Origin of the sequence: Bacillus hominis (assembly GCF_030348325.1) — a bacterium.
Lineage (GTDB): Bacteria > Bacillota > Bacilli > Bacillales > Bacillaceae_G > Bacillus_A > Bacillus_A hominis.
In genome coordinates this window covers 2,926,023-2,949,623 of record NZ_JAUCFS010000005.1, presented here as the reverse complement: position 1 = coordinate 2,949,623, position 23,601 = coordinate 2,926,023, and the positions used below count along the sequence as shown (strand labels likewise).

General features: G+C 34.5%; 18 protein-coding genes and 6 pseudogenes. 18 read left to right on the top strand and 6 right to left on the bottom strand.

Features of this window, described 5'->3' with window-relative positions; translation table 11 throughout:
- Positions 1-447 precede the first annotated feature (447 nt).
- From QUF93_RS17770 to QUF93_RS17760, 3 genes are all read left to right on the top strand, one after another.
- Positions 448-1,278 (top strand): alpha/beta hydrolase, encoded by an 831-nt coding sequence (locus QUF93_RS17770; protein ID WP_002120813.1) that lies wholly within the window; start codon positions 448-450, stop codon positions 1,276-1,278.
- Positions 1,279-1,434: 156 nt separating this feature from the next.
- A complete protein-coding gene (locus QUF93_RS17765; protein ID WP_002120811.1) occupies positions 1,435-2,622 on the top strand; it encodes an ATP-grasp domain-containing protein in 1,188 nt (395 codons plus the stop codon).
- 17 nt (positions 2,623-2,639) lie between these two features.
- Positions 2,640-3,377 carry an esterase family protein gene (locus QUF93_RS17760; RefSeq protein ID WP_002120809.1) on the top strand — a complete coding sequence of 246 codons (738 nt, stop codon included), beginning with the start codon at positions 2,640-2,642 and terminating at the stop codon, positions 3,375-3,377.
- Positions 3,378-3,670: 293 nt separating this feature from the next.
- Here the strand turns inward: QUF93_RS17760 and QUF93_RS17755 are convergent, their stop codons facing one another.
- From QUF93_RS17755 to QUF93_RS17745, 3 genes and pseudogenes are all read right to left on the bottom strand, one after another.
- A complete protein-coding gene (locus QUF93_RS17755) occupies positions 3,671-4,186 on the bottom strand; it encodes a TetR/AcrR family transcriptional regulator (RefSeq protein WP_002120801.1) in 516 nt (171 codons plus the stop codon).
- A gap of 48 nt (positions 4,187-4,234) precedes the next feature.
- Positions 4,235-4,538, bottom strand: a pseudogene (locus QUF93_RS17750) (site-specific integrase); the annotation flags it as partial.
- Between the two features lie 344 nt (positions 4,539-4,882).
- Positions 4,883-5,077, bottom strand: a pseudogene (locus tag QUF93_RS17745) (IS6 family transposase); the annotation flags it as partial.
- A 923-nt stretch (positions 5,078-6,000) separates the two neighbouring features.
- Between QUF93_RS17745 and QUF93_RS17740 the strand changes: the two are divergent.
- From QUF93_RS17740 to QUF93_RS17705, 8 genes are all read left to right on the top strand, one after another.
- Positions 6,001-6,162 carry a hypothetical protein gene (locus tag QUF93_RS17740; RefSeq protein WP_165766136.1) on the top strand — a complete coding sequence of 54 codons (162 nt, stop codon included), beginning with the start codon at positions 6,001-6,003 and terminating at the stop codon, positions 6,160-6,162.
- A 177-nt stretch (positions 6,163-6,339) separates the two neighbouring features.
- Positions 6,340-7,659 carry a hemolysin BL lytic component L2 gene (gene hblC / locus QUF93_RS17735; RefSeq protein WP_002120798.1) on the top strand — a complete coding sequence of 440 codons (1,320 nt, stop codon included), beginning with the start codon at positions 6,340-6,342 and terminating at the stop codon, positions 7,657-7,659.
- Between the two features lie 65 nt (positions 7,660-7,724).
- Positions 7,725-8,945, top strand: a complete 1,221-nt coding sequence (hblD, locus tag QUF93_RS17730) for a hemolytic enterotoxin HBL lytic component L1 (RefSeq protein ID WP_289375765.1) — start codon at positions 7,725-7,727, stop codon at positions 8,943-8,945.
- 36 nt (positions 8,946-8,981) lie between these two features.
- Positions 8,982-10,109: a hemolysin BL binding component B gene (gene hblA, locus QUF93_RS17725; RefSeq protein WP_002120793.1), complete on the top strand. Its 1,128-nt coding sequence runs from the start codon at positions 8,982-8,984 to the stop codon at positions 10,107-10,109.
- Between the two features lie 262 nt (positions 10,110-10,371).
- Complete coding sequence (gene hblB, locus QUF93_RS17720) at positions 10,372-11,772, top strand: hemolysin BL regulatory component HblB (RefSeq protein WP_289360993.1); 1,401 nt, start codon at positions 10,372-10,374, stop codon at positions 11,770-11,772.
- Positions 11,773-11,857: 85 nt separating this feature from the next.
- A complete protein-coding gene (locus tag QUF93_RS17715; RefSeq protein WP_289359666.1) occupies positions 11,858-12,049 on the top strand; it encodes a DUF2187 domain-containing protein in 192 nt (63 codons plus the stop codon).
- Positions 12,050-12,489: 440 nt separating this feature from the next.
- Entirely contained in the window at positions 12,490-12,624 is a 135-nt protein-coding gene (locus QUF93_RS17710) for a hypothetical protein (protein ID WP_289359665.1), read from the top strand.
- A gap of 529 nt (positions 12,625-13,153) precedes the next feature.
- Positions 13,154-13,618, top strand: a complete 465-nt coding sequence (locus QUF93_RS17705) for a DinB family protein (protein WP_098988315.1) — start codon at positions 13,154-13,156, stop codon at positions 13,616-13,618.
- A 417-nt stretch (positions 13,619-14,035) separates the two neighbouring features.
- On the opposite strand, the gene QUF93_RS17700 is transcribed toward QUF93_RS17705, so the two are convergent.
- Positions 14,036-15,007 carry an NAD(P)H-dependent flavin oxidoreductase gene (locus QUF93_RS17700; RefSeq protein WP_289359663.1) on the bottom strand — a complete coding sequence of 324 codons (972 nt, stop codon included), beginning with the start codon at positions 15,005-15,007 and terminating at the stop codon, positions 14,036-14,038.
- A 510-nt stretch (positions 15,008-15,517) separates the two neighbouring features.
- Positions 15,518-15,625 (bottom strand): YjcZ family sporulation protein, encoded by a 108-nt coding sequence (locus QUF93_RS17695; protein WP_080018447.1) that lies wholly within the window; start codon positions 15,623-15,625, stop codon positions 15,518-15,520.
- 942 nt (positions 15,626-16,567) lie between these two features.
- On the opposite strand from QUF93_RS17695, the pseudogene QUF93_RS17690 reads away from it, so the two are divergent.
- The 7 genes and pseudogenes from QUF93_RS17690 to QUF93_RS17660 all read left to right on the top strand — a co-directional run.
- Positions 16,568-16,800: pseudogene (locus QUF93_RS17690) on the top strand (sodium:proton symporter); the annotation flags it as partial.
- A 19-nt stretch (positions 16,801-16,819) separates the two neighbouring features.
- Positions 16,820-17,521, top strand: a complete 702-nt coding sequence (locus QUF93_RS17685; protein ID WP_002120762.1) for a YrrS family protein — start codon at positions 16,820-16,822, stop codon at positions 17,519-17,521.
- Positions 17,522-17,736: 215 nt separating this feature from the next.
- Positions 17,737-18,384, top strand: a pseudogene (locus QUF93_RS17680) (IS6 family transposase).
- Between the two features lie 305 nt (positions 18,385-18,689).
- Complete coding sequence (locus QUF93_RS17675) at positions 18,690-18,851, top strand: hypothetical protein (RefSeq protein WP_289359662.1); 162 nt, start codon at positions 18,690-18,692, stop codon at positions 18,849-18,851.
- Between the two features lie 341 nt (positions 18,852-19,192).
- Positions 19,193-21,007 carry an acyltransferase family protein gene (locus QUF93_RS17670; RefSeq protein WP_289359661.1) on the top strand — a complete coding sequence of 605 codons (1,815 nt, stop codon included), beginning with the start codon at positions 19,193-19,195 and terminating at the stop codon, positions 21,005-21,007.
- A 20-nt stretch (positions 21,008-21,027) separates the two neighbouring features.
- Complete coding sequence (locus tag QUF93_RS17665; protein WP_002120753.1) at positions 21,028-21,153, top strand: hypothetical protein; 126 nt, start codon at positions 21,028-21,030, stop codon at positions 21,151-21,153.
- A gap of 35 nt (positions 21,154-21,188) precedes the next feature.
- Positions 21,189-21,308, top strand: a pseudogene (locus QUF93_RS17660) (3D domain-containing protein); the annotation flags it as partial.
- A 641-nt stretch (positions 21,309-21,949) separates the two neighbouring features.
- Here the strand turns inward: QUF93_RS17660 and QUF93_RS17655 are convergent.
- Positions 21,950-23,413 (bottom strand): annotated as a pseudogene (locus tag QUF93_RS17655) (aminotransferase class I/II-fold pyridoxal phosphate-dependent enzyme); the annotation flags it as partial.
- Positions 23,414-23,601 lie beyond the last annotated feature (188 nt).

The following is a 23,601-nucleotide window of genomic DNA, read 5'->3' as shown; positions in this document are numbered from 1 at the left end:
TAGAGGGGGTTGTGAAGATTTTTACTTAAACTAACGGGCAGGTTTGTTGAAGAAGGAATCTAATTTATTTACGTTGAATTAATTACAAATTGCATTTAACAGACCGAGGTGGTAACTGGTGTGCAAGAACAAATATGTAGGCAGTTGGTCAGAATCAAAGTTTATTGAGATTGACTTAGAGTTAAATAATGAAATTTAGTTGAATTATTGCTGGGTGTAGTAAATAGCAGTAACAAATTTGTAATTGTTGTGATAAATATTATATGAAATATATGGATGATTATAATTTTTATAACAGCAATATATATAAAGTTATTGAAGATATATCTGCCCAGTGGGATTTATATTTATCAAACATTTATTCATTAGAAGAACTTTAGCAGTTGGATTTTTCTAAAGTAAAATTTCCAATATTTAATGTAATATCAAAGGAGCGAGGAAGATAAAATGAATCAATCCTATTTTTATTTAAAACTAGAAACACATCAATTACATATGTCTTATAAAAATGAAAAACGTCGCGTGCGTATTTTATTGCCGAAAAATTATGATAAATATGAGGCTAAAAATTATCCAGTTGTCTATATGCATGATGGACAAAATGTTTTCTACAGTAGTGAAGCTTATAGCGGGTATTCATGGAAAGTTATTCCAGCAATTATTCTAAACCCCGATTTACCGCAGATGATTGTTGTTGGGATAGATAACGCTGAACAAGATCGAATTAATGAATATACGCCTTGGAAAATTACTGAAAGCCTACTTCCTGAAGATAATGAACTAGGCGGAAGAGGCGTGGAGTTTGCTAAATTTGTCATGACAGTAGTGAAGCCGTTTATCGATAAGCATTACCGAACTAAATCGGATAAATATCATACAGCGATGATTGGTAGTTCACTTGGAGGAAATATTTCGGCTTTTATGGGTATTGAATATAAAGAGCAAATTGGTGGTTTAGGCATTTTTTCTTTAGCCAATTGGATTACAAGTAAATCCTTTGACAGTTATATTGCTAGAGAAGAGTTGGATCCTGAACAACGCGTGTACATTCAAGTTGGGACTCAGGAAGGCGATGATGCCGATCAACAATTGATGTATGGTAATATGAAGCAGGCATATATCGATTGCTCGCTTAAGTATTATAAACAACTGATAAAAGGCTCTGTTCCAATTGATAGCATGCGTTTAAATATTTTTGCGGATGAAGAACATGATGAAAAAGCTTGGGCAAAACACCTGCCAGAATGTTTACGTTTCTTAAGTGAGAAGTGGTCTTGAATGAACTGAATAATTATATTTGACTGAATTAGATCATGGGAGGAATCTATCACTTTTTTTAATGTTTTTGTAATATTACATCTTTTTTAAAATGAAGTAATTGCACTTCAGTTGTGAAAGTAATGAATTTTACGACATTGAGAAAGGAGCTTTTTTATGAATTATATTTTGATATCACCATATTATCCAGGTAATTTTCAGTCATTTGCTCATCGTTTAAAAGACGCAGGTGTCAATGTTTTAGGAATTGGCGAAGAGCCATATGACCAATTAGGTTCCGAATTACAAAACGCTTTAACAGAATATTATCGTGTGAATAATTTAGAAGATGTAGATGAAGTGAAACGTGCTGTTGCATTTTTATTTTATAAACATGGTCCAATTGAGCGCATTGAATCCAATAACGAATACTGGTTAGAACTTGATGCGCAGTTGCGTGAGCAATTTAACGTGTACGGCAATAAAACGAATGACTTGAAAAAAGTTAAATATAAATCTGAAATGAAGAAGCTGTTTAAAAAAGCAGATGTACATGTTGTAGATGGAAGAATCGTTAAAACTAAAAAGGAGTTATCTAAAGCCATTGATGAATTAGGACTGCCAGTTATCGCTAAACCGGATAATGGAGTTGGATCAGCTGCAACCTTTAAATTAAGTTCAGAAGCGGCTGTACGTCATTTTGAAGAAGAATGGGGAGAAGCACAAGTTTACTTCTTAGAACCATATGTCGAAGGAGGCGTACTTTGTACATTTGATGGTTTAGTGGATCAGAAAGGGAACATTGTTTTCCAAACAAGCTTTACATATAATGTGCCAACTCTGGAACTCGTTAAGGGTCAGTTGGATTTAGCTTATGTGATTCAAAAAGAAATTGATCCAAAGCTCGAAACTTATGGAAAGGCGATTGTGAAAGCTTTTGGCATGAAAGAACGCTTTTTCCATATTGAGTTTTTTAAATTAGAAGATGGGGATTATGTTGCACTTGAATATAATAACCGCTTGGCTGGCGGCTACACGATTGATATGTACAATTTCGCGTACTCCATTGATTTATTTGCTCAGTATGCTTCTCTTGTGACAGGAGGAGAATTTAAGGATTCCGATGCCGAAAACCAGTTTTGTGTCGGTGTAACACAGCGTGATGCGTATAAGTATAAACATGATACAAATGCTATTTATGAACGATTTGGAGACCGTGTGAAGTTTGAACAGCGCATGCCAGATGCGTTTGCGGAACTCCAAGGAAATCAATTTTATGCGATTAATGCAGATTCGCAGGAAGAAGTCGATGACATTATCAGTTTTGTACATGAACGAAAAAATTGCAGCATTGTAAACGTATAGGGATAGGAGATTTTTCTATGCATATAGAACATTTAAACCATTGGAGTGGCGAATTAGGACGTGAAATGCTGTTGAACAGATATGGACACAGCGGCATGCCAATCTTAGTTTTTCCTTCATCTGGAGGGACGCATTTTGAATACTATGATTTTGGAATAATTGATGTGTGTCATGACTTTATTGAATCCGGAAAAGTTCAGTTTTTTACATTGGCTAGTATAGATAGCGAAAGTTGGCTGCACGACTCAAAACCGGCGCATGACCGTGCATTAGCTCATGAAGCATATGACCGTTATGTGATTTCAGAAGTTATTCCATTTATTAAACATAAAACAGGTTGGTTTGATTCAATGATGACAACGGGGTGTAGTATGGGGGCATATCATGCGTTGAACTTTTTCTTGAGACATCCGGATGTCTTCCAAACAACCGTTGCACTTAGCGGTGTTTACGATGTACGTTTCTTTTTTGGGGATTACGGAAATGATCCTCTTGTATACGAAAATTCACCGAGTGATTACATATGGAATCAAAATGATGGCTGGTTTATTGATCGATATCGTTCAGCAGATATCATTATTTGTACCGGGCGGGGTGATTGGGAACAGGATGGGCTGCCTTCATACTTTACATTAAAAGAAGCCTTTGAAGAAAAACAAATTCCAGCATGGTTTGATGAGTGGGGCGAGGATGTTTCGCATGATTGGGCTTGGTGGCGATGCCAAATGCCGTATTATTTAGGAAAATTACTTTAATAAAATGTCAAAAAACATCAGGACGGTTGAGTCGCTGGTGTTTTTTACAGGGGATTTTTTGATTTTTAGGTAATAAATAATTGATGTTGTTCTCATTAACATAAGAAAATAGTAACGTGCTTTTAACTTCAAAAATACTCTAAATCCTTAAGTTGATGAATGTGTGGCGAGACTATATGAAAAAAAGTTTTGCTCATTTAACCAAAAACGATCGTTTTTGGTTAGATGAACTACTCGCAGCTATTTATGTGATGCCCATTTTTTTAGATGTAATCAAAGAGAGTACAGTTACATCATGAATTTGCCAAATTCCTTGTATCTGTTGTCCCATATGGGAGAATCTCGTATATTTTTGCAGCAAGTACTTGGGGAGATTCCTTTGCCCCTCTTTTAAGCCAATCGTTAACAATATTAAAGATACCGCCCGCTAAAAATAGGATTTGCATTCTACTAATGTCATGATTGCGCGTAATATCCGCTTGAAAGATCTTTTCCATTGTGTAATTCAAATAATCAAGCATCATACTTGATATATTTGAATCGATCAATTTTCCTGATGGCTTCTGTGCAGACACAAATCCCTCTATGATATATTCAATAATTAGCTGCATACTTTCATATGGATCCAAACTATCAACCCCATTCAAGAATTGTTGAACAATTTCATCCACAGATACTTGCACGACGTCGTAAACGTTGCGATAGTATTTGTAAAATGTGACTCTGGCAACTCCAGCCTTTTTACAAATAGCTGTTACGGTTATATCTTGCAGTTTATGTTCATGCAACAGTGCGCTCAATGCATCCATAATGTATCTCTGAGAGTGTATACTGTCTTCTCTTGACTTTCTCAAAGCTAACACATCCCTCATGTCATTTTGTACTTCTTCATTTCGATAGAGGTAGTCATAGAAGTTTGCAATAACAGTAATTGTTAGGTTGGTAGTTTTTTCTGTTCGTTTGGCTTTTTCTTGTTGAAGGGGGATAACTTTTGACCCCTCATAGGAATTTCTTAACCATCCAACAAATGCAACTAAATCTTCTAACCTTATATACTTCTAACCTTTGTTTGCTTCATCTAGGTAGAAAAAAATGTTTTAAGGAATAACAGTATGTTTTTTGAGTATTAGGGCTTTTTCCTGCCTTATCTAAATACTTCATCACAGGAACTATAGGCGTTTTATCTTGTTCTGTTAGCAGTTGAACAAAATGTTTCTTTTAAAAAATGAAATTTATATGATAACCATGAAGGAATATAGTTAAGCTAACAGCTGCGTTTGTTTAAGTAGGCCACATAAAATGATCAATCTTTTTTATAAAAACTTAAGGAATCCAAAATTAAAACCCACACATTTTGATTAAACTTTTTCAAAATGTGTGGGTTTCTTCTATTTATAAAATCAATATTTGCAGCAATACTTTGATCAAAATTTAATTCAAACTAACATTTGGTGTATTTTGTCTTATTCACCCTTTTCGGGGGATGGGCAAAAACACCCAATTTAGGTTTCATCCAGATGCCAAGAGAGTTGCGCAGATTTGTTTTTCTTTTTCCAAATCTGATAAATAAGATTACCATATTCATGAACCCATCGCATGATAGTTGTAGGGTGTACGGAAATCCCACGTTCTTTCAAAATCTCAGATACATCCCGATAGTTTAAAGAAAAACGACAGTAGTAGCCAGCGGCTACCAAAATAAAATCTTTCTTGAACTGTTTCCCATTAAAATATTACATGTATGATTCTCCTCGTTCCTTTTTCTAGAGTGTACCCTAGTTAGAAAACTTTACAATAGAACCCATACGATACTAGCTGTAATCATTAATGTATTCAACTCTGTACCAATTTTACTGTTTTTTAGAGCTGACATTAAACCGCATTTTATTAAATCTTTATATTAAGTTATAAATCTTATAACGAAAAATAACAAATAACGACATGTTTTTTAGAAATGTTGTTATTTGTTGCTTATTTATCTTTTATTTGTTGTTTATTTATCTATTGTTTGTTGTTTATTTGTTGTTTTTCGTCATGGATAAATATGTAATTATGCATATCTAAATAACGGGGATCGATATGCAGAGTGTGATTAAATTATATTAAACAAAATTCAAATTATATTAGCTATTTTTTATATAGTTAAAATAACCCCTTTTTAACTAAGTATATCAAGTTGTAACTGCTATAATTACTTAAATTATATTAAAAAATCATTTTATAAGTATAACATTTTCATTCACATTAATACTCGATAGTCGAATTATTGAATATAATCGACAAAATTCTACTATTTACGTATTAAAAAATTGATGTTTTAATAAAGGTGCAATTGGTATGACCACTCGAGGGGGAGAAGATTGCAATAATAAATGTGCACTAAAGTTGCAAGTAACATTATGTCGAAATTAATTATCTTAATATTCGTTCATTTGCAAAAGGGTCTAGAATCTCAAAAGTATCACATTTGAAAAAAAGTGTTTTAAGTTTCTACATAGCAAAAATGATTTTATTCCGTAATAAAAGTATAAGCAATGTACAGTATAATTTCATCTTTTGTAATCTTGTAGGGCCTTGCCGACAAAACTAGGAGAGATATTATGAAATTATTATCAAAAAGGTCATGGCAGGGTTAGCTTTAGGAACAATGAGTTTATCTATCTGGGCTCCTGTAAGTCAAGCAGCAACTCCAGAGAAAAATCAATATTATACTATTCATTTGACAGCTAATTCAAATATAGGTGATGAACTTTTATTGTTTACTTGTGAAAAACATAGTAATTAAATGAGGGGGAAGTAAGGTCCTTACATTCTATAAAAAGTAAATAATAACGAGGGTTTAACACTCTCTATCCGAAAGAATTCTCCTTCCTCAAGTATGTGCAAGAAAAGAGCCTAGCGTTAGGTCGTTCAAGATGTATGTATAAGATTATAAACAGACAATAGTGAAGAGGTGTACGGAATGAAAAATAAAATAATTAAAGGTTTTTTAATAACATCAATAGTAACTGGGGCGACTATTCCTATCAATACTCTCGCAATGCCAATCGTTCAGGCAGAAACGCAACAAGAGAATACGGATATTTCCTCATCCTTACGAAAATTAGGTGCACAATCTAAATTAATCCAAACATATATTGATCAAGCTTTAATGAGTCCTAATGTACAGCTTGAGGAAGTCCCAGCTTTAAATACAAATCAATTCCTAATCAAGCAAGATATGAAGGAATGGTCATCAGAACTTTATCCGCATTTAATTCTATTAAATTCAAAAAATAAAGGGTTTGTAACTAAATTTAATAGCTATTATCCAACATTAAAAGCGTTTGTAGACAATAAAGAAGATAAAGAAGGTTTTGTGGATAGACTTGAAGTTCTTCAAGAAATGGCTATGACGAACAAAGACATTGTACAACGTCAGATTAATGAATTAACAGATCTTAAATTACAGCTTGATAAAAAACTTAAAGATCTCGATACTGATGTGACAAAAGCACAGGATGTACTAAGTTCAGATGGAACAGGGAAAATAGACCAGCTAAAAAATGAATTAATAAATACAAAAAAAGCAATTCAGAATGATTTACAACAAATAGCATTAGTACCAGGAGCTTTAAATGAACAAGGATTTGTTATATTCAAAGAAGTCTATAGTCTTTCAAAAGAAATCATTGAACCGGTTGCTCAAGCAGGGTTGGCAGCGTATAACAAAGGAAAAGAAATTAATAGCACTATTTTAGAAGCAGAGACAAAAGCAGAGCAAGAAGCGAAAGAAAAGGGTAAAACTGCTTTAGAGATTGAATCGGCAAAAAAAGCAGCTCGTGAAGCAATTGAGAAAAGCAAACAAGGTGAAATAGCTGCAGCTGCAGCCGCAAAAACGCAAGAGTATGACTTGATGAAAGCTATTGACACTGAAAAAATTAAGAAAACATTTGGTGCCTTCGCTGAAATGAATAAACTAACAGCAGAACAGCGAGCACATTTAGATGATTTAGAGAAACAAAACCAAAAATTATATGATTTAACAACGAAACTATCAATAGCAGATTTACAAAAATCAATGCTTCTTCTTATGCAAAATGATTTGCATACGTTTGCAAATCAAGTAGATGTAGAACTTGATCTAATGAAACGCTATAAAGAAGATTTGAATCTAATAAAAAATAGTATTACAACTTTATCTACTAATGTTGATACTACTAACCAGGAGTCTCAAAAAGATACATTAAGAAGATTAAAAAACATGACAAGTTATCTTGAAGAGCAGGTTTATAAATTTTAATATTAGGAATTTATAAAAACATAAAGGTTATAAGAATCTATCGAAAAATAGGGAGGAAAATAGATATGAAGAAATTTCCATTTAAAGTGTTAACTTTAGCCACACTGGCAACGGTTATAACTTCTACTACCGGTAACACTATTCATGCATTTGCACAAGAACAGACCGCTCAAGAACAGAAAATAGGGAATTATGCATTAGGGCCTGAAGGACTGAAGAAAGCATTGGCTGAAACAGGATCTCATATTCTTGTAATGGATTTGTACGCAAAAACAATGATTAAGCAACCGAATATAAATTTATCCAATATTGATTTAGGTTCAGAAGGGGGAGAATTAATCAAAAATATTCACCTTAATCAGGAACTGTCTCGAATCAATGCGAATTATTGGCTAGATACAGCAAAACCGCAGATTCAAAAAACAGCACGTAATATTGTAAATTACGATGAGCAATTTCAAAATTATTACGACACATTAGTAGATACTGTACAAAAGAAAGATAAGGCAGGCCTAAAAGAGGGCATAAATGATTTAATCACTACAATTAATACAAATTCAAAAGAAGTTACAGATGTAATTAAGATGTTACAAGACTTCAAAGGGAAACTATATCAAAATTCTACAGATTTTAAAAATAATGTTGGTGGCCCAGATGGTAAAGGTGGATTAACGGCAATATTAGCAGGTCAGCAGGCAACAATTCCACAACTTCAAGCTGAAATTGAGCAACTCCGTTCTACTCAGAAAAAACATTTTGATGATGTATTAGCATGGTCAATTGGTGGTGGATTGGGAGCAGCTATTTTAGTTATTGCAGCTATTGGAGGAGCGGTAGTAATTGTCGTAACTGGCGGTACAGCAACACCGGCTGTTATTGGTGGCCTGTCGGCTCTTGGTGCAGCTGGTATCGGTTTAGGAACAGCAGCTGGTGTCACGGCGTCTAATCATATGAACTCCTATAACGAAATCTCTAAAAAAATCGGAGAATTAGGTACGAAAGCTGATCTTGCTAGCCAAGCAGTTATTTCGCTTACTAACGCGAAAGACACATTGGCATATCTGTATCAGACAGTGGATCAAGCGATACTGTCTCTAACAAATATTCAAAAGCAATGGAATACAATGGGGGCTAACTATACAGATTTACTTGATAATATCGACTCTATGCAAGAACATAAATTCTCTTTAATACCTGATGATTTAAAAGCTGCTAAACAAAGCTGGAATGATATTCATAAAGATGCAGAATTCATTTCGAAAGACATCGCTTTTAAACAAGAATAGAACTGAAAATTAAGACCTATATAGGAGGAATATGAAATGATGAAGAAAATCCCTTATAAACTACTCGCTGTATCGACGTTTTTAACTTTGACAACAACTTCTGTTGTTTCACCAGTAGCAACTTTTGCAAGTGGAATTGAGCAAACTAACAATGGAGATACGTCTCTTTCAGCAAATGAAGCGAAGATGAAAGAAACTTTGCAAAAGGCTGGGTTATTTGCAAAATCTATGAATGCCTATTCTTATATGTTAATTAAAAATCCAGATGTGAACTTTGAAGGAATTACTATCAATGGATATGTAGATTTACCTGGTAGAATTGTACAAGATCAAAAGAATGCAAGAGCACATGCTCTTACATGGGATACACAAGTAAAAAAACAGCTTTTAGATACATTGACAGGCATTGTTGAATACGACACAACATTTGACAATTATTATGAAACAATAGTAGATGCGATTAATACAGGTGATGGAGAAACTTTAAAAGAAGGCATTACAGATTTACGAGGTGAGATTCAACAAAACCAAAAGTCTGCACAACAATTAATACAAGAATTAACTAAATTAAGAGACTCTATTGGACAAGATGTTAGAGCATTTGGAAGTAATAAAGATCTCTTGCAATCGATTTTAAAAAACCAAGGAGCTGATGTTGAAGCCGATCAAAAACGTCTAGATGAAATTTTAGGATCAGTAAATTATTATAAACAATTAGAATCTGATGGATTTAATGTAATGAAGGGTGCCCTTTTTGGCCTACCGTTAATTGGTGGTCTAATTGTACTCGGAGCACAAGGTAATTTATCTAAGTTAGAGCCTACATTAGCAGAATTACGTCAGACCGTAGATTATAAAGTAACATTAAATCGTGTAGTTGGAGTTGCTTACAATAATATTGGTGAAATGCATAAGGCGCTTGATGATGCTATTAATGCTCTTACTTATATGTCCACGCAGTGGCATGATTTAGATTCTCAATATTCGGGAGTACTGGGACATATTGAGAATGCAGCCCAAAAAGCGGATCAAAATAAATTTAAATTCTTAAAACCTAACTTGAATGCAGCGAAAGACAGTTGGAAAACATTACGAACAGATGCGGTCACATTAAAAGAAGGGATAAAAGAATTAAAAGTCGAAACTGTTACTCCACAAAAATAGGGAAATATTAGTTCTGTTGCAAAGTCACCTAAAACATAGAGAATCTATGTTTACGTTGTTAAATAGTAATGCAACAATTAATAAATCCTTATACCCCAGAAAGGCGGAGTCTCATTAATGACTTCGCCTTTCGTTTTTATAAAATTTTTACCCAGATACCAAGATAACCGTGCTGTATTGCTGATTTTCAAAAAAATTGAAAGACGTCGCTTTTAAAGAGGAATAGAATTAGAAATCAAAACCTATATAGGAGAAATATAAAATAATGAAAAAAATCCCTTATAAAATACTCACTGTATCGACATTTTTAACTATGACAACAACTTATTCAGTTACACCAGTAGCAGCTTTTGTAAGTGAAATTGAACAAACTAACAATGGAGATATGTCTCTTTCAGCAAATGAAGAACAGATGAAAAAAACTGTGCAAGATGCTGGGTTATTTGTAAAATCTATGAATGAATATTCTTATTTGTTAATTAATAATCCAGATGTGAGTTTTGAAGGAATTACTATTAATGGATATGCGGATTTACCTAGTAAAATTGTACAAGATCAAAAGAATGCAAGAGCACATGCAGTTTCATGGAATACGAAAGTAAAAAAACAGCTTTTAGATACATTGACAGGTATTATTGAATACGATACAAAATTTGAAAATCATTATGAAACATTAGTAGAGGCGATCAATACTGGGAATGGAGATACTTTAAAAAAAGGGATTACGGATTTACGGGAGGAAATTCAACAAAATCAAAAGTCTGCAAAAGTATTAATAGAAGAATTAACTAAATTTAAAAATGCTATTGGAGAAGATGTTAGAGTATTTGGGAGCCATAAAGAGACCTTGCAGTCTATTTTAAAAAACCAAGGAGCTGCGGTAGAGGATGATCAAAAGCGTCTAGAGGACCTTTTAGGGCAAGTAAACTATCAGAAAGACATAGAATCTAAGGGATTAGACATGGTAAAGATCCCCTTTCTTCCCACATTGATTGCTGGTGGGATAATGATAGGTGATGCAAGAGGTAAGTTAGGCTGGCTAGAGCCGGAATTAGCAAAATTACGTCAGAATGTAGATTATAAGATAACATTAAATCGTGTAGTAGGAGTTGCGTTTCATAATATTAGTGATATGCATAGTGCGATTGATAATGCTATTACTGCTCTTACTTATATGTCCACGCAATGGGATGATTTAGACTCTCAATATTCGGGCGTACTGGGACATATTGATAAAGCTAATCAAAAAGCCGATCAAAATAGATATAAATTCTTAGCCCCTAACTTGAATGCAGCTAAAGACAGTTGGAAAACATTACGAACAGATGTTGTCACATTACAAGAAGGGATAAAAATTGCAGAGAAAAAAGAACAGGATTTTATGAATCAGCTTCGTCCATCAAACGTTTTCTATTTTTATAAAAAAATTCATAACGCATACACATTTGAAATAAAGACTGGAACAAATGCACCAAATGCGTCTTATAAAGTTATGAATTTAACTAAAAACACTGTTCATAATATGTGGAGTGGAGGACCAAATACAAACATGTGGGCTGACTGGCTTTCATTCAATCCAAAAGATGAATTTGCAGTGGTAGCAGTAGTGGAGGGGAAAGAATATGTTGTATATAAAGACAAAGTAGAAAATATAATGAACTGAACCCGAAAAGTTAGACAGAAAAATTACGCAGCAATTGGAGATGGTACACTAAGTTAAGTGAAAAAGATGATTCAGAGGGTACCAAATGGAGTATAAAATAAAGGTAACCATTGGGAATTACGTTCAATTTTCATATCGTAAAAATTCTAATTTGCAATTAATGGGATATGTAGTGAGTGTTCTACAGAATACAATTGTTGTAGATATTTCAGAGATAATGGGAATAGAAGTAGATGAAGTTACTGGATTTTTTGAGACGATCAATAGCAGCAGTTAGATAGTAATATATTCATTTAAAAAAGTCCCTTAATAAGGCTAAAGGGACTTTGCTCACACAAATGATCTGCACATCAATTTACTTTTGATATACAGATCATTTGTATGATAATTTTTATAAATAATTGCGGAATAATGAATTTACATTACTGCTTTTAAAAGTTCTGTTACTAATGGAAGTACTCCACCTAAGAATGATAAAACTGCCATTGCGATTGTCATATTATTTCCTCCTCTATTGTTGATGCTAAGATGTGATTTATCTTTATGCTTTCATTATAGTAAGCGCTTACATTTTTATCAATACATTCTTATATGCAATATTGCATATAGGGCAATATTATACATTTAGACAAAATTAGACCTCTATTAGTCATTCTTTAATGGTATCATAGCGAGGTGAGAGTCTTTAAGGGTTCTCCTTAATAGGAGGAAACGGATATGGAAAGAGTGCAAGCGATTATTGACAGTAATCTGAAATTCAAGAGCTGGGTTAAACAGGTACTAGCTATAGGCGGAATGTTAGGGTTTTGCTACGTGGTATTATATGTTTTATGTTTCTTATTTGCTATGTAAATACTATATAACTACACTAGTGGAGTCTTGCCTACAGAGGTAAGGCTCTTTTGTTGTATCAGAGGTGAATTTTTTTGGAGGTACTCCAAAATATTAGGTTGATGGGCATGTGGTGCTATTCCTATCACTGATAGTAAACTAATATTCAAAAGTTTACATTCATGTTTTAGGTCTAAGGAAAGGGAAATTAGAAGGGGCTAGTTCCTTGTTGGGGGGGGTAGGTTGATAGAATGATAAGATGTTTAGGGTCATATGAACAAGAACTGGCCTGTGTGTAGCAACGGAACTAAAAGAGGTAACAAGTAATAGCGGACATTCCAAATGACCCTAAAAAGGGTAAAACCAGCAATTAAATGACGAAACGCAAATTGCCCAAAAACAGGAAAATAATATTCGTTTTTTATACAACATTAAAGGGTTTGACCGGAATCATATTGAAAAGGTTAGGATTCTTTCTTTTAACTGACTACTTTTGTCAGGGTTGACGTTTTAAAATGAAAGGGACAACTAATTAAGGAGGCGACCAACGATGGTCATGACATTGGAGCAATTTCGCGAAATTTTGGATGAGAATCGTCGTTTAACCATTCGAACAATTGCGGCTTTTCCTGAAGACAAGTTATTCACCTTTGCACCGGTCGAACCGCTGCGGCCATTCTCAAAAATGATTTTAGAGATACTAGATATTGAACGCGGATATATACGCGGTATCGCTCTCGGTGAATGGGAATATAGCCAACCTTTTGCTGGTGTTTCGACCAAAGAGGAACTTTTAGACGGTTGTCATGAAACAAAGGAGGTTGTGCAAAAATGGTGGCCAAAAATCACCGAGGAACGGTTGCACACCGTAGAAAAAGATCCCTTTTTTGGTGGCGAAATGAGTCATTTCGAACGTCTACATTATGCGTTGGAAAATGAAATCCACCATCGAGGCCAAGGTTTTATTTACTTACGGTTACTTGGGATTGAACCGCCAGCGTTTTGGGATCGATAATAAAAAGGGACAACATTTTCATTTAACCCGGATCCGTTCCGGTTTTTTTATACCGGGGGTACCGCCACATTGCCATCAAGCTAAGAAATGCATTGTTCCCCAAAACGAAAAAAATGAACTAAATTCCCATGGATAACTATAAAGGGGTCACGCCAACCAAATGAAATAAAACCCACGCTAATACATTTTATGGAAAATAAAAAGCTGATTTTCCTACGTTAAGGAATTTCGGCATGTATGTTTTACCTTCGGAGTGGTCGTAATGATTCTAAAGTAGTTGATTGCTTAAATTTAAATTTATACTAGGTGTTTTTGCCCATCCCCCCGAAAAGGGGGGGATAAGACAAAATATCATAGAATCATTCAGTATCCATATCTTCTTCAGATGAATATAAGAGGTTCGAAGTTAATTCTTACTTAAATACAGGCTTTATATTCTGTCATGATATTATTGATAATTGTTTTGACTGGTAGTATTTCCTTAATTTCATGCACTCTTGCTCCAGCAAAAACAAGACCATTCTCACAATCACCATCCATTGATGTTATCAAAGAATCTAGCGTACAAAAACGATAAGAACAATTTTTTAGGCAATTAATGCACTTCTTTATTTTTATCTTTTTATCATCAGCTATCAGTTCAGTGAAGTTATTCTTAATTGCACGACCTTGAAGACCTACAGTTGTTTTCAGCAGCATAGTATCTTTCGTTCGAGCATGTACATATTTTTCTTTAAATGATAAGGGTGCGTCACACTCATCACTTGCGACAAATCTCGTCCCCATTTGTACTCCAGAGGCCCCCATACTTAAGGCACGAGCAAGATCTTTTCCAGTCATAATTCCTCCAGCAGCAATTACGGGAATTTTAACCGCTGCAACTACTTCAGGTAATATATCGAATAAAGGTCTTTCGGTTCCAAGGTGTCCCCCGGCTTCATGACCTTCTACAACAACTGCAGCCGCACCCAGGCGTTCAGATAATTTAGCAAGCTTCGCTGAAGAAACAATTGAAATAACTGGTATACCGGCCTTTTTGCCCCAAGTATACATATCTCTTGAAATCCCAGCACCTGATATGATGAAATCAACTTTTTCTTCAATGGCCGCTTTCATTTTTTCAGCAAAATCATTCATCGCGAAAAGAACGTTTACTCCAATATAGCCGGCATTCTGTACCTTTTCCTTCGCCGTCCTTATATGTAGTCTCATTTCGTCGATGGAAATTCCAGTTCCTGATATAATTCCAATTCCTCCAGCATTTGCAACAGCAGATGCAAGTTTGCTTAATGAAATACCTACGCCCATACCTCCCTGCATAATTGGAACCTTTGGCATCATATGACCGATTTTTAACTGTGGAAAGTTCAAGTAAATACCCCATTTCATTACTGTTTTTAGAATGGACCGTTAAAGCTCCCTTAGTGTAACATAGCGTTTCGAATGGACACCAGGAAATTAATACCTACTCCTAGTAGTTTGTGGTGTTTTTTGTTGTTTTTCACAAAATGTTCGAATAATATTCTATAAATCTTGAACTTTAAAATTATGACCTAGTTTACGCGTATCTCGGCTGAACCTCCTACAACTTCCAAAAAATGTATTATGGTGGGTTTTATGTCATTTGGTTGGCGGGGCCCCATCGCTATCAAGCTAAGATTTTGCACTATCCATAAAGGGGTACCGCCACACATCCATCAACTTAAGATCTCTTAATAATACCCTCAGAACGAAAAATGTGTGCATTTTGCTCGCTTTTTATTATTTTGGGGACGAATGTATTACTATGAGGGTTTTACCTTTAAAGTATTAGTGACACTTGAATCCCTGCACATTGTGTGGGGATTTTTTTCATAAAGAAAAGACACTCTTAAATGAGTGTCTTTTCTGATAGTTTTTTTAGCAGAAGCAAGCAGCTCCAACTATGATCAATAATATAAAGAGGACAACGAGTAAAGCAAATCCTCCAGCAAAACCGTGGCCGCCACAACTACCACCAAAGCCCATAATAGTTCCTCCTTTTGGTTAGAGGGGAAAACAAGGGGTCACTCATGTATTTTAGCGGATTCATTTTATCTTATGTTTTTACGCATTAATTGAGCAGGTCCTTAGAAAATAAAGAAAAGATACCCTAAAGTTTCTTTCTCCTACTTGAACGACTTGAGGTACCGCCAGTATTTTGGAAAAAAACCACGCTAAGCAAAAAATACAATAAGCTGCCCATATGGACAGCTCATTTACATAATTATCGAAAGCGGGAGTTAAAAGTTTTGAGTTTCTTGCTCAATTAAAGCACCCGTTAATTTAAGTTCAAAGTTTCACAAAAACTTAATAAAGAAAGGTCCTTCAAGATAATTCTCATAGGACTCCTTAAGAACAAACTTTTTAAAAGAATTTTTTCACACTTTCCGACTAATTTTAAAAAGCATCCAAGGAATTTTAATAAACTACCCCTGGTTGACAATAGCTCGATGGTTGGAGGAAATAAATCTTCCCCACGACAACCTCATAGAAAATTAATTGGTCAGATAGAACTCTAAATGTTTTTTTATATAAGTTGGTAACAGCTTCATCACTTAGGTAAGTTTCCCTGGCGCAACCTTAGCTTGATAGCGATGTGGTGGTACCACATAACATACAGGTAATTGATTAAATGTGTCTAAAAGTACAATTTTCTTTTTTGATATGGTGCCCCCATGAGGGATTATTGAGTCTAAAATACAACACCTCTTTAAATAGTAAAATAATCTGAAGTTAGGAAAAACGTAGAAAGATTAAATTTCTATGTTTTTTGCATCCATTCAATGCTACATATGTACATATTCATTATTGAAGTTATTAACGATAAAATGTATTATAGAAAAGCGCAATTTTTAATTCAAGTAAGCGGGAATGTGTATTCGTAATAAATAAAATATTCAGAAATAACAGTATTGTCTGGAAAACGAGGTGGAATTAATAGAGACATTACATATTAAATGTTATGGATTGTATAGTTTAAATGACTTTTACAGTAGAGAAGAAGCTTTTAAGAAGGTTATAAAAAAAGAAATAATGCTCTATATAGAAAAAAATAAAGGCGCTTTATACAAAAGATAAGGGGACTTCATAAAGATTCGTTTTGTCATGAAAGCGAATTAAAGGTTAGATTAGGAATAATAGAATTCCCTAGTGGCGAAAATAAACACGGAGGTTTGAAAAATGGGACAAGGAAGCAGGTTTCAAGCAAAACAACAAAATCGTCGTAATAAGGGGATATTTAATATCGCATTTAGTGTGGTATTAGTAACAGTTGGCATAGTGACATATCAGTTGTTTTTCACTTCTGATACATCAAAGAAAGCAATTGCTCAAGAAAAGAAAGCAACAAAGATAGAAGAAAAGAAAAACGAAGATAAAGAAGCAACAAAGATAGAAGAAAAGAAAAACGAAGATAAAGAAGCAGCAAAGATAGAAGAAAAGAAAAACGAAGATAAAGAAGCGGCAAAGATAGAAGAAAAGAAAAACGAAGATAAAGAAACAGCATATTTAGAAGAGAAACAAAAAGTAGAAGAACCTGTAAAAACGAACGAAAATGAAAATAAAGAGGGAGAAAAAACGATATCTCAAGAAAAGGGTTCTCAAACTAATCCTTCTTGGAAGCCAATTGGTACAGAGCAAGGAGCAAAACCTGCAATGAAATTTAAAGAAGGAACAGTAGATTGGAATGAGATGAAAAAAGCAATTTCATATGCTGTTGATGTTCCAGAGAGTCAATTGATTTTTGATTTTATTGGGAATAATGGTAATAATAAAGCCTACGGTAATGTACGAGATAAGCAAAGTAATAAAAAATATAAGGTTGATATTGATTGGGTAGAGAATCAGGGTTGGAAACCAGTATCTGTTCAAGTGGTAAAATAAATAAGAGAAATGTAAATGGTATCCTCTCTTGTTGTGAGGCACCAATCCATTGAAAACACAAATTTATTCTTTTTAGATTTGAATTGTGGCATATCATTTTTTTCTTGAAAACACGTGAAAAAGGGTTCTGGTGCAACAGCTCTAGGAAAATTGCAAGTAATCTCTAAATCTTGGACATACTAATAGTACTACTCTATAAAAGATGTGTGATCAGTATGGAAAAGGAGAATTTATTTAAGTGGAAACATTATCAACCAGACATCATCTTGTTAACTGTACGTTGGTACCTACGGTACAACATAAGCTTTCGTGATTTGGTGGAAATGGTGGAGCAACGAGGGTTATTCCTGGTTCATACAACTATTATGCGATGGGTATATCGATATGGGCCAGAGTTTGATAAACGAATTCGGCGTCATCTCAAACAAACGAATAACTCATGGAGAGTGGACGAAACATATATATAAGTAAAAGGACAATGGATGTATTTATATCGTGCCGTTGATTCTGAAGGAAACACGATTGACTTTTATTTGAGTAAATCTAGAAATCATAAGGCTGCAAAGCGCTTTTTCAAGAAAGCTTTGCAGTCTTTTCATGTTTCAAAGCCTCGTGTTATAACATTCGATAAGAATCCTGCTTATCCAATTGCTATCGAACAGTTGAAGGAAGAAAAAAGGATACCAAAAGGCACCGAAATCCGAAGGATAAAATATTTAAATAACATAGTAGAACAAGAGCCTCGTGTTATTAAAAAACGTATACGATCTATGTTGGGATTTAAATCATACAAAACATCAGCTTCTATATTGAGTGGTGTTGAAGCCATGCATATGCTCAAAAAAGAACAAATTGATTTGTAGGACCAGTATGTCCAAAATCAGAATATTTTTATCAACCAGCTGTTTGGATTAACTGCTTAACAGGTGATTCCGTTAGGAATCCATGATTCGTTTTTATTTATCATTTTTTTGCACCAGAACCCCATATCGCTATCAAGCTAACAAAGAGACTAATAATATCAAGGAAAGGCTTTCTTTTCAATAGGGTACATTCTATCAATAAGCGAAATATGTAATTATGCATATCCTTTTTTATTATTTCAATAGTATCAAAACTTAATATACAATTAAAAGGTTTTTAAATGGATTGATAAGGAGATGCGAGTATGAAGAAAATCATAGGACTTATAGTATCATTATTTTTATTATTTTCTACTTATGCACCAATGTTTACAGAAGCAGCTGAAGTTTTAAATAAAGTAGGCTGGGTGAAGAAAATAGAGAGCCTGCTCTTAATGAGTAGACCTTTTTATAACGTTTCTTTATAGGAAACCCTTTACATATGCGTTATAGATCATATTCACAATGTCAGTCCTTGATACGTCTGTAAAAACGTATCAAAAAGTGTATTTTTTGATACACAGCATATAACTTTTTAATTAACTAAGCATATTTCCCTTTGTCGGGGGGATGAGCAAAAAAACTAGTTTAAAATTTTCACACCAGAAACAGATAACGTGATAAAGTATTAGTTGCTGTGCGTGTAATTATAAAAAAGAGCCTTCCCAAATGATGTTTTTAATAGTTTAGCTTATACGATTTTAGGAAATTAATAGCATTTTATACCGCTATTATTTACCTAATTTCCAAGAAATAGAGGTGATTGTAGGTGACTAAACCTTTTAAAAAAAATAGTCGTTATATGGTTGGATTAGACAGTCTAAGGGGCCTAGCTATACTAGGTGTTATTTTGTATCATATTAATTTTAATTGGATGCCTGGAGGATTTTTAGGGGTTACTGTATTTTTTGTACTCTCAGGTTATTTAATTACAGATATTCTAGCGATGGAGTGGAAGAGAAATAAGAGAATTGATTTGAAGAAATTCTGGCTTAGTAGGGCAAGGAGATTGCTTCCAGCAATGTTTGTTATGCTCGTTATAACGTTGGCATGGATTACGATTTTTCATAGCTCTTTACTTGAAAAAATGCGTGGAGATTCATTAGCGGCGTTATTTTATGTTAGTAACTGGTGGTATATTTATCATAAATTATCTTATTTTGATAGCTTTGGTCAGCCTTCTCCGCTAAATCATTTTTGGTCGTTAGCTGTTGAGGAACAATTTTATGTGGTTTGGCCGTTCGTCATTAGTTTAGGATTTTATTACATAAAAAAACAATCACGCATGATCTTATTTATTTGTCTAGGAGCAATTGCATCTGCTTTAGCAATGGCAATTCTATATGAACCAGGCTCTGACCCAAGTAGAATTTATTACGGTACTGATACACGGGCTTTTTCTTTATTAATTGGAGCGGCACTTGCTTTAATTTGGCCAAGCAGTAGACTTGCGAATAAAATTATTCCGCAAGCACGTCTTATTCTTGATGTTATTGGGGGAGTTGCTCTTAGTATCATTCTCATTATGTTTTGGAAGACGAATCAATATGAGCCGTTTCTATACCGTGGGGGAATGGTCCTTTTATCAATTGCTACAGCCTTGTTAGTCGCTAACCTTGCGCATCCGGCTAGCAGAATCGCACTATTTTTGAGATTTAGACCACTGCGTTGGATGGGCGTGCGATCATATGGAATATATCTTTGGCATTATCCGATTATTACATTGACGACTCCGAAGGTAAATGCTGGAGAGTTTTCGATTACAAGAGCAATTCTTCAATTTCTCCTAATTATAGTTATTGCACAAATTTCGTGGAAGTTTATTGAAAATCCAATACGAAAAGGCGCATTGAAGAATATTCGGATTAAGAACTTGAAAATAAGAAACTTAACTGTAAGTGGTAAGTTAGCTTTAATATGTGCAGTATTTATTTCTTCGATAGCTACTTTTGGATTAACAACAGCTAGTAAAGCAAAGGAGAATCCTCCAAAAGATAAGGTGGAAGCAGTGCAAGAAGAGCAGGCTAAACATCCCGTTGCAGTTTGGGATAAACCAGCTAATGAACCACCTCAAAATAAAGAAGAACAAAAAGAAGGGATTCCCGCACAGCCTAAAGACCCTCTAACAGTTACAGCTGTAGGAGATTCAATCATGATTGATATTGCTCCGTATTTAAAAAATACTTTTCCTAATATTAGGATTGATGCGGAAATAGGGCGGCAAATGTCCAAAGCAATCCCTGCCGTGGAACAGCTAAAGAATGAGGGGAATTTAGGAAATCATGTCATTATTGGATTAGGTACAAATGGAGCCTTTACTAAGGAGCAATTAGCATCATTAATAAAAGTGATTGGGGATGAACGTAAAATTATATTAATTAATACGAGAGTACCACGTCCGTGGGAATCGTTGGTGAATGAGAAGTTAAAAGAAGCAGCACCAGCTTACAAAAATGTGGTGTTAGTTGATTGGTATGCAGCAAGTGCCGGAAATCAGGCATACTTTGAACCAGATGGCGTACATTTAACGAAAACAGGTGCAGAAGCATATGCTGCCCTTGTAGCAAAAGCAGTGAATCAATAGAGAGTACGGAAACGATTTTGATGAAAAAATTTACAAACCGTATTTACGAAATTCTAACAAAAGAAAATGAATTTAACGGATTACCAGAAAGAATTCTCCTTCCTCAAGCGTGCACAGGGCGTAGCCCAACGATAGGTGGGAGATGAATTTCGGTTTGGCGTAGCCAAAAAGCACGTAACTGTTAGGATCAAAAGTATGGGTAGAAAATTATGGTGAAGCAATCGCTGGTGATACCGGTAGTGCCATTAAAGGTAATCGTATTGATGTTTTAGTAGGTTCAAAAAGTAAGGCCATGAATTAGGGAAGACAAACTGTTAAAGTAAAAGTACTATGATAATTATGGTTACCCAAATAGAAGTCAGTTCTCTTTATTGAGACTGGCTTCTATTTTTATTTTTAATGGTCATAATGCTCTGCAAAAATAAGTACTACTATCTACTGATGATGGAAAGTGATTAGTTATGTTGATGTTTATTACAAATTTGTAAGGTTATGTAATAGAAATCGATAGAATTCACTATAACCACGGGTTGATTATAGTATACACCAAATATTAACATATCATCTTTATATATTTGAAAATTATGTGTATTTAGAAAAGGATAACAAACAACCTCCTTGACTCCATAAAAACTCCAATTATACATTTTGAATAAAACACTTTAAATAAATATATATTTCATAATAAATTGTGAAAATTATAAGTATAGGTAAATAGAGAAGAATGTAGCATTCTTACTGAAAGATATATATTTTTATCTAAAAATAATATATGCATTAAATATGTACATATAGTTATACGCAATTATTAATCATTAGGATATCCATCCGTCCCATCAGTCATCATCTTTTATTTTTAAAGTGTCCCAAATATAAATTAATGTATAATTTCTATATAACAAAGAAAAAAGCACCTACTTTTATAGGTACTTTTTTGTATTATCATAGCTTTATATAACATTGATTCAATTCTTTACAAGACTGATAGATAAGTTCAAAAAGGCGGTCTAGATCCTTTAATTCCACACAGGAAAATGCAATCCGAAGGTCTGTCTTGGCAAGAGAGATGGTACCCACTCCGTACTGATTGAGCAAGTGGATCCTTAGTGTTTCAGCATCAGAATGTTTTATGCGAAGGCATACGAAATATCCTGAGTTGAATGGATAAGGTTCAAATTCATCCGCATATTTCCCGTCAGCTAAGATCTCTTTGACTCGTCTGGCCCTGTCTTCCATTACTTTATTTCTCTCCTTGCGCTGCATTTCAAATTCAGGATGTAACAAGGCATCCAAAATGATTGTTTGGGAAAGGTGTGGACTGCATGAGATGGTACTTCGAATGGAACCCATCGTCTTTTTCTCCAACGCTTCTAAAACCAGAGGATCCTGAATTCCAAATGTGAGAAACCCAACACGAAAACCCCAAGCATACTCTTCTTTCGTTGCCCCATCAATTTTAATTGGGAGGACATTCGGGTGTAATCCTACTAAACGAGCAAATATAGATTCCTTGATTGAATCTTCGTAATATAATCCAAAATAAGCATCATCCATAACAGCAACAATATTAACCCCAAGATCCGCTGCCTGCTTGATGGCATCAAGAATTCCTTCTGCCTCTTTCACCGTAGGAGTATACCCGGTAGGATTATTCGGAAAATTAAGCACAAGAATCGCTTTACCATTTTTGCAGGATAAAAGGGCCTTCAGCATACCTTCTACATTAAATTTGTTTGTTTTCGTAAATAAAGGATAGGTCACGGTCCCACAGTCGTGGCGGATGTTGAAAAGTATATGATAGTTATCCCAATACTTATCTGGCAGTATAATCGAATCGCCTTTTTCCACAAACAGGTCGGATACGATACTCAAGCCATGGGTCAGCCCATTCGTCACAATTGGGGTACCAAATTCCTTTCCTTCAAGGGAAGGATTATCCTTTAGAAGCTTTTTTCTCCAAACCTCACGCAGCTCCTGTTTTCCCGCGGGTGGTGCATACGGATACAGGTCTTTCGGATTATATGAGGAAAGGTTTTTATGAATCACATCTATATACATGGGTTGTCCACCCTCTGAAGCCATCCCGATTGTTGCATTGAATCGGTCAGCTTTCCCCCTTGCCTCTCCAGCTTGGCTGACAATCCCTTTGGGGAAATACAAGGATTTTCCTAACATTGAAAACATTTCATATACTGGTTTATTCCGTTCTTCAATGACATGATTTAATTCTAAAGCCAATGGGTTTAGCATTTTTACACCTTCTTTATCTAGTTGGATTTTTCCAGATTCCAGTTCTCTTACATTTGGATTCCCCAGGCGTGAATACATAAATCCTGGATCTTCTCCTGCGAAGCGTTGTGCTCCTACTTCTGCATTATCAAAAACAAATGTTGAAGTCATATAAACAGGGACACTCCATCTATATTGTTTCCTTTACTTTAAGGGTAAATTAAAAATAAGTAAAATACATATTTACTATTTTAATAATAACATTTACTTATGATAAAATGTTAATTATATAAAGGAAGTATCTATGGGGGTAACGCCAGCATTTCTGAAAAAACTACGCTAAGAGCATGCAAGATTTTATGCGA

Bases quoted from the DNA above. Each gene is read 5' to 3' on its own strand.
- QUF93_RS17770 (WP_002120813.1), top strand. From the start codon at position 448: ATGAATCAATCCTATTTTTATTTAAAACTAGAAACACATCAATTACAT.
- QUF93_RS17765 (WP_002120811.1), top strand. From the start codon at position 1,435: ATGAATTATATTTTGATATCACCATATTATCCAGGTAATTTTCAGTCA.
- QUF93_RS17760 (WP_002120809.1), top strand. From the start codon at position 2,640: ATGCATATAGAACATTTAAACCATTGGAGTGGCGAATTAGGACGTGAA.
- QUF93_RS17755 (WP_002120801.1), bottom strand. From the start codon at position 4,186: ATGGATGCATTGAGCGCACTGTTGCATGAACATAAACTGCAAGATATA.
- QUF93_RS17740 (WP_165766136.1), top strand. From the start codon at position 6,001: ATGGCAGGGTTAGCTTTAGGAACAATGAGTTTATCTATCTGGGCTCCT.
- hblC (WP_002120798.1), top strand. From the start codon at position 6,340: ATGAAAAATAAAATAATTAAAGGTTTTTTAATAACATCAATAGTAACT.
- hblD (WP_289375765.1), top strand. From the start codon at position 7,725: ATGAAGAAATTTCCATTTAAAGTGTTAACTTTAGCCACACTGGCAACG.
- hblA (WP_002120793.1), top strand. From the start codon at position 8,982: ATGATGAAGAAAATCCCTTATAAACTACTCGCTGTATCGACGTTTTTA.
- QUF93_RS17715 (WP_289359666.1), top strand. From the start codon at position 11,858: ATGGAGTATAAAATAAAGGTAACCATTGGGAATTACGTTCAATTTTCA.
- QUF93_RS17710 (WP_289359665.1), top strand. From the start codon at position 12,490: ATGGAAAGAGTGCAAGCGATTATTGACAGTAATCTGAAATTCAAGAGC.
- QUF93_RS17705 (WP_098988315.1), top strand. From the start codon at position 13,154: ATGGTCATGACATTGGAGCAATTTCGCGAAATTTTGGATGAGAATCGT.
- QUF93_RS17700 (WP_289359663.1), bottom strand. From the start codon at position 15,007: ATGAAATGGGGTATTTACTTGAACTTTCCACAGTTAAAAATCGGTCAT.
- QUF93_RS17695 (WP_080018447.1), bottom strand. From the start codon at position 15,625: ATGGGCTTTGGTGGTAGTTGTGGCGGCCACGGTTTTGCTGGAGGATTT.
- QUF93_RS17685 (WP_002120762.1), top strand. From the start codon at position 16,820: ATGGGACAAGGAAGCAGGTTTCAAGCAAAACAACAAAATCGTCGTAAT.
- QUF93_RS17675 (WP_289359662.1), top strand. From the start codon at position 18,690: ATGAAGAAAATCATAGGACTTATAGTATCATTATTTTTATTATTTTCT.
- QUF93_RS17665 (WP_002120753.1), top strand. From the start codon at position 21,028: ATGAAAAAATTTACAAACCGTATTTACGAAATTCTAACAAAAGAAAAT.